The sequence below is a fragment of the Corallococcus llansteffanensis genome (assembly GCF_003612055.1).
Taxonomy (GTDB): Bacteria; Myxococcota; Myxococcia; order Myxococcales; family Myxococcaceae; genus Corallococcus; species Corallococcus llansteffanensis.
Map to the genome: position 1 here is coordinate 1 of NZ_RAWB01000390.1, position 9,454 is coordinate 9,454.

A 9,454-nucleotide genomic window follows, 5' to 3' on the forward strand; every position below is an offset into this window, starting at 1 on the left:
AAGAGACAGCCCCCATGGATGAGACCGATACGGACGTCTCCGAGCCTCGAACCCCCTCGCACCGCCTGCCACCCCGCCCGACCGAAGTGCTCGAGTACGAGTCGGATCCGCTGAACACCCGGGTGGCGGAGAGCCACATCACCTGGAAGCACAACCGGTTCGACGTGAGCGTGGTGACGATGGTGCTCATCAGCTCCGTCACCTTCTTCATCCCGCTGTTCAACGGGCTGCTGGCCGGCGCGTTCGGAGGCTTCCACGCGGGCCGGATGCGCCGCGCGCTGGCCGCCGCGTTCGTCGCCTCCGCGGTGGTGCCCCCCGCGCTCTACGTGCTCTTCAACGTCTTCAGCGTGGGCAGCATCCGCATGTTCTACGGCCTGGGCTTCACGGGCTGGGCCGCGCTGCACGCCATCGGCATGTTCCTGGGCGCGATCTCCGGCGCCGCCAGCCGGCCCCTCTTCATCGATGATGGGGGTACCGTCCTCGCCTCGCGCTTCACCGGATCTCCACTCCCAGCGCCAGGCGGCGGCGGGCCAGTCCCTCCGGAAGACTCGCGGAGCTCCTCCGCAGACCTGCCCACGACGCGAGGGGACCTTCCCAATGGACCTGGGCGCGGGGAGTGAGCAGCACGCTCCACTGAGCGACGCGCCCCAGGAACCACTCCACCTGGAGCGTCGCGTCCGCCTCGTCCGTGAAGCCTGACACCGTGCCCGCGCGCCACGCGGGCGCGTACGCGGCCTCCAACCGCAGCGCGCTGCCGCCCGGCCCGGGCAGGCCCGTGCGGTGGGCCAATGACAGACGGGGGCCCACGGCGGGCGCGGTCCGCCATTGGCTCCAGGTCATCGTGGCCTGCGCGCCGAGCCCCACCGCGAGGAAGGTGTCGAAGTGTTCCGACGCCGCCACCACGCCCAGCGCCTCCGCCCGCACCAGGGCCTGGTAGGGCAGCGCGCGGTCGGAGTCCGTGGACATCCTCGCCTCCGCGCCCCAGCCCAACGCGTCCGAGAGGGAGCGCCGCTGCTGGGGCAACTCCGGCAGCAGCGTGCGGTAGCCCACCAGCGTCAGGCTCGAGCCGAGGATGCGCGGCACGCCCCAGCGCGGCTCCACCGACAGCTCCCCATCCAGCACCCGCAGCTCGCTGCTGGACTGGAAGCCGTGCAGTCGCTCGTCGCCCAGCGCCTCCCCCATCGCGGCGGTGCGCAGGCTCACCACCGGCCTCGCGGAGCCCACGTCCGGGAAGTCCACGCCGCCGCTCACCACCGTGCGGGCCGCGCCCGAGTCGCGCTGGGCGCCCCGGGCCCAGGCGGCCTCTGCTTCCGTCTTCCGCTGGTGGTCGCTGGCGAGGAAGGCCCGCGGATCCACCTCCGCCAGGGGTCCGTCGTTGAGCGTGCCCTGCGCGTCGGTGGCGGCGGCGAAGGCGGCCTCGGTCTGCTCGGCGCGCACCAGGGCCTTGAGCTCGTCGGGCGTGGGCGGGCGCTTGACGGCCGACTCCAGCGCCTGCTGGAGCAGCGCCGTGCGGTCCAGCACCGCGAGCTTCCGCTGCAACACGTCCTCGCGCTCGAAGAGGCGCTGCCGGTCGGCCGCGCCGTCCTTGGCCGCGCTTTCGCCCCGGAGGTCGAGCGAGACCAGGCGCTCGCGCTCGATGGCCAGCGTCTCCCCTTCGGCTTGATCCACCGCCGCGCGCTCCACCCGCACCGCGTGCGCCACGTAGGCGTGCAGCGCGTCCCGCGTCTCCCCGCGCGACCTGGGCCGGGCGGCGTCCAGCGCCGTCGTCACGGCGTGCGTCAGGCGTTCATGCCCCTGGCGGCGCATGCCAGGTTCGGGGGATTGGAGTTGGCGGTGCACGTCGCGCAGGGGTGCGAGGGCGCTGGAGGGCAGCAGCGCCGCGAGCCTCGCCAGGAGCCGCTCCTGCTCCGCGAGCGCGCGCCGGGCCCGCTCCCCCGTGGACTCGAAGGCGTCCGGGATGTGCTCCAGGAGCGACGCCGCGTGGCCGTTCGCGTCCACCACCTGGGTCTTCGCCAACGTGTCCAGCGTGGCGGTGGGCAGCACCCACAACGTGCCGGGAGCCTTCACGCGGCGCCCGTCTTCCAGGGCCCCGTTGAGGACGAAGAGGAGCGCGGCGGCGCAGTTGTCGGTGAAGAAGTAGTAGCCCAGGTAGCCGCGCCGCTCGAGCTCCCAGATGCGCTCCAGCATGCGCCGGGATTCGCCGGGCGTGAGGCTCAGCCGGAAGCGGCGGATGGTGCGCTGCTCCAGCTCCAGCGACTCGTGGGACACGTCGCCCAGCGTGCCGGTGAGGAAGACGGTGCTGTAGCCGCCCGTCATGCCCTTCATCAGGTAGCCCAGGCCCTTCGACTCCAGGCCGGTGAGGGCCACCAGTTGCACCACGCGCTCGAAGCCGGGCCCCTGCACCACGGCGCCCTCGCGCCACACCGGACGCAGCAGCAGGTGGCCGAAGAGGGACTGGGGCTGGCGGCCCGTGGCCGCGACCATTAGCACCTCCAGGTGCGAGAGCGCGTCCGCGTCCGCCCAGGTGTCGAAGGCGGGGCAGTCACCGCGCGCGGGCAGGACGCCCAGGCGCGCTTCCGCGAGGAACTCCGCCAGGGCCCGCGCCTTGGACAGCTCCTGACAGCGCACCTGATCATCCACGGGCAGCGCGTCCGCGCGCAGGGACTCGGCGGGGACGAACAGCTCTTCGGCGAAGGTGACGAGGTCCAGCGATGCGTTGACCTGACCTCGCGCGCGACTGAAGGCTCCCGCGTAGGTGATGCTCGCGGACTCCTTCCAGGTCAGGGGCCGCTCGAAGGGGAGCACCCACCCGTCCAGGCGACGCCACTGGGGACGCCGACTCCAGCCTTGAGCGTCGTCCCAGCGCTGCATCACCGCGTGCACCACGGCGCGGCGACGCCACAGGTGTTCGGTCTCCTCGTCCGTGAGGCGTGACAGGCGCAGCGCGGCCCGGCGCTCCTCGGTGGGGGCGTAGCGGTAGAGGTGGAACTGCTCGCGCGTTTCGGACCAGTCCGGGTGCTGCTTCGAGCCGTCACCCAGGCCCAGCGGCGCGGCCTCCGGATGCAGCACGAACTCCAGCTTGCCTCCCGGCGGCCGGCGCATCGCGGGAGGCAGCGCGGCGAGCCCCGCCTCCACGTCCGCCACCAGGCCAGCATCTTGCGCCGCGGGCTTGCGCAGGACGATGCCCGCCACGGCCTCCAGTGCCGCCACCCGGGCAGGCAGGTCGGATGCAACTGCCGCGTCGGACGGCGTCTCCATGCCATCCAGTGCCGCTGCGCGGGCAGGCAGGGCGGGTGTGGCAGCCGCATCGGACGGCGCCTCCGGGACCGCGTCCTGCTCCTGCGCCCGGGCTGCGCCGGAGAGCAGCAGGAGCGCGAGCAGGCTCAGTCGCACGCGGAGCTTCGTGCTTCGCGTCAGGAGCACGGACGACGCCTGCGCCTGGTGGGGCCTCAACGGGTGGCCTCGGCCGGTGTCGCCGCCCCTTCCTGTCGCAGGAGGAAGGCCTGACGGTCCTCCTCGAGTCGCGGCTCGGTGCGCGCCAATTCGCCCACCCGCTCCAGCCACGCGCGGGCCCGCTGGGGCGTCAGGGTCTTCACCTCCGCCATCGCGAGCAATTCCTTGCGGTGCGTGCGCAGCAGCCGGCCAAAGACATCCAGGTTCTCGCGACGGATGCGCGCCGCCTGGGCCAGGTCCTCTACCGTCGGTCCGGCGCCCAGCGCCAGGTCCTCGCGCAGCTGGTGCGTGCGTGCGCGCAGGTACACCTGGGCCGCGTGCCCCACCTCCTGCGGCGAGGGCTGGAACTCCTTGCCCCGCTCCGAGTGCTCGTACACCTGCCAGATGACGACGCCCAGCCCCAGCACCGTCAACGCCACGGCGGCGGTCGACAGGAGCCGGTTGTCCTTGCCGTTGCTGCTCTCGCTCCGCGAGCTCGCCTCCTCGCCCGGATCCACCTGGCTCGACTTGCTGCTCCCGTTGTCGCTCGAACCCGAGCTGTTGTCGCTGGAGCCGGAGCTGTTGGACTCCGACCTGCTGGAGTCCCCCTCTTCGCTGCCCGTGCCCGACTCGCTGGAGTCGCCCGAGTCCGAGCCGGTGGAGTCGCTGGAGTCGCTGGATTCCGAGTGGCTCGTGCCCTCTTCACTGGTGCCACTGGATTCGGACTTGCTCGAGTCGCCACCGCTGGAGTCGCCAGAGCCCGACTTGCTCGAGTCGCCACCACTGGAGTCACCGGAGCCTGACTTGCTCGAGTCGCCACCGCTGGAGTTGCCGGAGTCGGACTTGCTTGAGTCACCACCGCTGGAGGCACCCGAGTCCGAGGAGTTGCCAGAGTCCGACGCACCCGCGGCCCGCAGCCCCGCGCCGGGCGTGCGACAGCCCACCGCGAGCATCAGCATCGACGCCATCACCACGCGTTTCCACGAGCGCTTCATCCGCATCCATCCCCCTCGAAGGTCGCCACCGCGTCCTGTGTGCAGCATCCCCTAGCCAACCGCGTGCCGGGGAGCGGAGGGTGCGTTTTCGACAACTTGGCGGATGACCCCGCGCGTCAGGGCGCGAAGTGGAGGCTTCAGGGTGCGTCGTGACCTTCGCGCCTCCGCGCGTCAGGGCGGGACGCTACGCAAGCCGTGCGTTTCCGGATTCGCTCCGGGTGCGGGACGCCGAGTGCTCTTCCAGGAAGAGACGTCGCAGATAGGGATTGAGGAAGCGTCCCTCCGGGTCGAGTTGCTCGCGCACGCGCTGGAAGTCATCCCAGCGCGGATACAGGTGTCTCAGCGTCGCCGCCGTCTGCGTGTGCAGCTTGCCCCAGTGGGGACGGCCGCCGTGGTTGCGGAAGATGGCCTCCGCGCCGGAGAAGTACGGCTCCAGGGGCATGCCCTGGTACTGGTGCACCGCGATGAAGGCGCGGTCTCCGCCGTGCGCCGGGCTCAGGAACACGTCGTCCCCGCGCACGAAGCGGTACTCCACCGGGAAGTGCACGGGCAGCTTCTCGCGCGTGAGGTACTCCGCGATTTCACGCAGGCAGTCCGGGCCCCGCTCCACCGGCACGCCGTACTCCATCTCCTGGAAGCGCACGAGGCGCGGCGTGGCGAACAGCGTGTGGCTCTGCCCCGCGAGCACGCCTTCCGAGGCCAGCTTCGCCGACAGCCGGCTCACCGGCGCGCACCACGACGGGTTCATCCGGCACGCGCGGCTCACCGCGCCGAAGACCGCGTTCTCCATCACCATCTCATTGAGCCAGCGCCCCACGCCCACCCCGTGCGGGGCCTCGTCCGTGAGGTCCATCGCCTTCGTCATCACGCGGTCCGAGTGGGGGAACCAGAAGAACTCGTAGTGCCGGTGGCGCGAGCGCGCTTCGTCCAGCCCCGCGAGGCACTCCTCCAGGCCCAGGTTCCGGCGCGTCAGCCGCAGCCGGTACGCGGGCAACAGCTTCAATCGCACCCGCGTCACCACGCCCAGCGCGCCCAGCGACACGCGCGCCGCCTGGAGCAACTCCGGCGCCGCGTCCTCCGAGCACATCACCTCCTCGCCGCTCGCGGTGACGAGCGTCATCGCAGACGCCTGCGTGGAGAGGATGCCCAGCCCCACGCCCGTGCCGTGCGTGCCCGTGCCCAGCGCGCCGCCGAGCGACTGCTTGTTGATGTCGCCCAGGTTCTCCATCGCCAGGCCGTGCGACGCGAGCAGCGCCCCCAGCTCGCGCAGGTTCGTGCCCGCGCGGACCGTGGCCGTGTGCTGCGAGACGTCCACCGCTTCGACCCCCGTGAGCGACGCGAGCGACACCATCGTCTCGTCCGTCGCGCACAGCGGCGGGAACGAGTGACCGCTGCCCACCACGCGCACGGTGCGGCCCCGGGCCCCTGCGTCGCGGAGCGCGGCCTTCAGCGCGTCCTCCGACTCCGGCTGGAGGAACTCGGACGGGTGCGCCACCACCGCGCCGGACCAGTTGCGCCACGTCTTCGTCTTCGCCGTCACGGACGCCATCCCGTCATCCCCACTCACCCCGGTAGGTTGGAACCTCTTTCACCACGCGCCCCTCGGAGATGAGCAGGAGCGTGCGGAAGTGTTCGCACACCTCGCCCGCCTTCGCATGGCGGAAGAAGACCGGCGCGCCCAGGGGCAGCGACACCGGGCCCGTGTAGGCGATGGGCGTCTGCACCTCGCCCGCGCCCTCCAGCGGCAGGAGCTTCGCGCCCTCGGGGAGGTAGGGCGTGGGCAGCTTGTCCGCGCCCGCCGCGCCGGAGGCCACGTAGCCGCCGCCGTGCAACGTGAACAGGCCCGGCCCGGGACGTCGCGTGACGGGGATGGCGAAGGCCACCGCGGGCTGGTGGTGGAAGCCGCGATAGCCGTCGAAGAGGCCCGGGGAATACAGGCCGCTGCCGGCGGTGAGCTCGGTGACGCTCGCGTCCTCTCGCGTGGACTCCAGGCTGCCGGTGCCGCCGCCGTTGACGAAGCGCACCGGGAAGCCCGCGTCCTTCAGCGCCGCCACCACCGCCTGCCTGCGCGCGTGCACCGGCCCCACGGAGGCTTGCTTGAGCGCGCGGATGACCAGGTTCTTCGCCCGCGCGTGCGGCGCCGCGTCCGGCACGCCCGCGAGTTGCGCCTCGTAGCCCATGACCCCGTCGAGGAACACGTCCCCTTCCTCCGCGATGCGCCGGGCCACCGCCAGCGCGTCCCCGGGCGTGCGCACCGGCGAGCGGTGCACCCCGAAGCGCAGCCCCGGCAGGTCCACCGACAGGTCCACGTCCAGGCACAGCGGCACCCGCGTGCCCTGACGCCGCGCCGCCCGGGCCGCGAGCGCCACGTGCTCCGCGCAGTCCACCATCAGCGTCACGGGCGCTGGCGGCCGGCACAGCTCCGCCAGGGCTTCCGGATCCACGACGGGGTAGCCCATGAGCAGGTCCGTAAAGCCGTGCTCGCGCAGGCGCACGGCCTCGTCGGCGCTGAAGCACATGAGGCCCTGGAAGCCGGGATGCCCGTCGAGCACCCGCCGCAGCAGCGCCACGCACCGCACCGACTTCGTGGCCAGGCGCACCGGCCGCCCTCCCGCGCGCCGCACCAGCGCCTCCGCGTTCTCGCCCAGCAGGTCCAGGTCCGCGAAGGCCAATGGCAGCCGCCGTCCCTCCAGGGCCCGGGCGTAATAGGCATGGTCGCGCGTCATGTGAGGGCCTCCGGCGCCGGGGCGCGGGCTCGAGGAAAGCGGCCATCATCGCCGCGCTCCGTCACCCGCGAAGGAGGACGGCACCGCCCCGTGGGATGTCGGACAGGACCCGGTACTGGAGGGCGGCGTCGGAGAAAGGGGCAGCGCGCCGGACATCCCTGGGGGGACGCCCGGCGCGCGCACACACGGATTCTTCGACTCCAGGTCGGCCCACCCCCCCGGAAGGGCACGGAACGCCACTTTGCCCCCGTGAGAAATCCTTTTCTATTGAGGAAATCACGCGAGTCCTAAACGACTCGGGCTCTGGGTAATGACGTCCCACCTGGACAGGCGGACGCAGGACGGATTCCACTTCCGACCTCACAAGTCTTTCAATTGCCCCCAACGGGTATACTAAGGAAATCGTGAGTGATTTGATTTCCGAGGACCAACGCCTGCTGCGGGAGCTGGAGGGCCTGCTGACGGTGATGGAGCCCGGCTCCGAGACGCTGCCCACGGTCCTCGCGGCGCTCCGGGACGCCCTGCGCGCCGAGCGGACGGCGGCCTACGGCGTGGATGTAGGTCCCGAGCGCTACCACACCTCCTTCGTGCACGGCGTGGGCTTCCCGGAGCCGCCCCCGGTGCTGACGGAGGTGTTCGACGCGTTCCTGCCTCCGGCGGGCAGCCGCTTCGGCTATTTCGACCCGGCGCGGCCGCCGCTGCTCCAGCGCAACCGGCCGCTGCGCTTCACCGCCATCGGGCTCGCGGAGGGGCTCCAGGCGTTGCCCGCCCCCGTGGACGAGGCGGGGGCACCGTGGGAGCGGCTGGGGCTGACGCAGGAGGAGTGGGCGCAGGCGCGGACCCAGCTCTCCGTGCATGCCATGCGCCTGTACCAGCGTCTGGGATTGGAGCACATGGCCCAGCTGCGGGTGCTGGTGTGCGAGGGCGACACGATGCTGGGCTGGGTGGGCGCGTTCCGGCCCGAGCCCTTCACGGAGCGGGAGCAGCACCTGCTGCACGCGCTGACGCCGGCCATCCAGCGGCGGATGGCCCTGGACCGGCGCTTGAGGGAAGCGGGCCTGCTGGGCCCGGCGCTGGGAGCGGCGCTGGAGGTGCTGGGGCGGCCCGCGTGGGTCGTCACGTTCGGCGGGCGGGTGATGCACACCAACAAGGCAGGGCAGGCGCGCCTGGCGCAGGACGCGCAGGGGCTGACGACGCAGGTGCGCGATTGCATCCGGAGCCCACCGGGCACGGGCCCCCTGTTCTCCTCCGGCCCACTGCGCACCCCGGGGCTGCCGGACCACTACCTGGTGTTGGACCCGGGCCCGCCCCTGGATCCGGGCTCGCGCCTGCCGGTGCTGACCCAGCGCTGGGGGCTCACCGCGCGCGAGGCGCAGGTGCTGGAGCACGTGGTGCAGGGGGAGACGAACAAGGCCATCGCCCTGCACCTGGGCTGCGCCGAGCGCACGGTGGAGGTGCACGTCACGCACCTCTTGAACAAGGCCCAGGTGGAGAGCCGCTCCGCGCTCATCTCGCGCTTCTTCCAGTCCTGACCCTGGGCGCGATGGGCACGCACCGCGCGGGGCGTGAGTAGGATGAAGGGATGAACGACGCGCTCCTCGAGAAGGCGCTGGCCCGCGCCGATGCGGCCTTGGCCAGGGGGCCGCACGCGATGCCCCCGGACGGCCGCTGCCGCACCCGTCACGTCGCGATGGGGGACCCCCAGGCGGACTTCGAGCGCGTGCTGTCCATCCTCTCGCTGCACGGGCTGCTGGATGGGGAGGGCGGGCTGCGTCCGGACGTGTGCCTGGTGTCCGTGGGCGACCACTTCGACTGGGGCCCGGCGTCCGAGCGCGACCGCGTGGCCCGGAGCAGCCTGCGGTTGGTGGCGTGGCTCGCGTCCCACCCGGCGGATCAAGCGGTGCTGCTGCTGGGCAACCACGACCTGGGGCGCGTGGGAGAGCTGGCGGACTTCACCGATGCGACGTTCCGCGCCGCGCAGGCGGAGGCGGACCGGCTCTACGCGGGGGACGCCACGGACGCGGCGGCCGAACGGGACTTCATCGCGCGCTGGCCCGCGCTGCCGACCGTGGAGCTGGCGGCGCGCGACTTCAGCACGTGGCGCGAGGAGCAGCGCGCGTGGGTGGAGCACCTGCTGCGGGCGCGGCGGTTCCGCGTGGCGCACGCGGCGGGGGATTCGCTGCTGGTGCTGCACGCGGGAGTCACGCGCGAGGACCTGGACGTGGTGGGGCTCGCGCCCGGACGGTGGTCCGAGGCGAGCGCGGTGGCGGAGGCGCTCAACGGCGTGATGGACCTGTCTCT

General features: G+C 72.4%; 6 protein-coding genes. 2 read left to right on the forward strand and 4 right to left on the reverse strand.

Annotated features, from left to right (window positions below; translation table 11 throughout):
- Positions 1–492: 492 nt before the first annotated feature.
- The 4 genes from D7V93_RS29320 to D7V93_RS29340 form a co-directional block, all read right to left on the reverse strand.
- Entirely contained in the window at positions 493–3,423 is a 2,931-nt protein-coding gene (locus D7V93_RS29320) for an Lnb N-terminal periplasmic domain-containing protein (protein WP_244237580.1), read from the reverse strand.
- 26 nt (positions 3,424–3,449) lie between these two features.
- A complete protein-coding gene (locus D7V93_RS46900) occupies positions 3,450–4,427 on the reverse strand; it encodes a hypothetical protein (RefSeq protein WP_244237581.1) in 978 nt (325 codons plus the stop codon).
- A 184-nt stretch (positions 4,428–4,611) separates the two neighbouring features.
- A complete protein-coding gene (locus D7V93_RS29335) occupies positions 4,612–5,976 on the reverse strand; it encodes a D-arabinono-1,4-lactone oxidase (RefSeq protein ID WP_120646530.1) in 1,365 nt (454 codons plus the stop codon).
- A gap of 4 nt (positions 5,977–5,980) precedes the next feature.
- A complete protein-coding gene (locus D7V93_RS29340) occupies positions 5,981–7,153 on the reverse strand; it encodes an amino acid deaminase/aldolase (protein WP_120646531.1) in 1,173 nt (390 codons plus the stop codon).
- Positions 7,154–7,557: 404 nt separating this feature from the next.
- Here D7V93_RS29340 and D7V93_RS47470 point away from each other — a divergent pair, with 404 nt between their 5' ends.
- Together D7V93_RS47470 and D7V93_RS29350 are read left to right on the forward strand one after the other, a co-directional pair.
- A complete protein-coding gene (locus tag D7V93_RS47470) occupies positions 7,558–8,685 on the forward strand; it encodes a helix-turn-helix transcriptional regulator (protein ID WP_120646532.1) in 1,128 nt (375 codons plus the stop codon).
- Between the two features lie 50 nt (positions 8,686–8,735).
- The coding region (locus tag D7V93_RS29350) for a metallophosphoesterase (protein ID WP_208723186.1) at positions 8,736–9,454 on the forward strand (719 nt) is incomplete at its 3' end.

Bases quoted from the DNA above. Each gene is read 5' to 3' on its own strand.
- D7V93_RS46900 (WP_244237581.1), bottom strand. From the start codon at position 4,427: ATGAAGCGCTCGTGGAAACGCGTGGTGATGGCGTCGATGCTGATGCTC.
- D7V93_RS29335 (WP_120646530.1), bottom strand. From the start codon at position 5,976: ATGGCGTCCGTGACGGCGAAGACGAAGACGTGGCGCAACTGGTCCGGC.
- D7V93_RS29340 (WP_120646531.1), bottom strand. From the start codon at position 7,153: ATGACGCGCGACCATGCCTATTACGCCCGGGCCCTGGAGGGACGGCGG.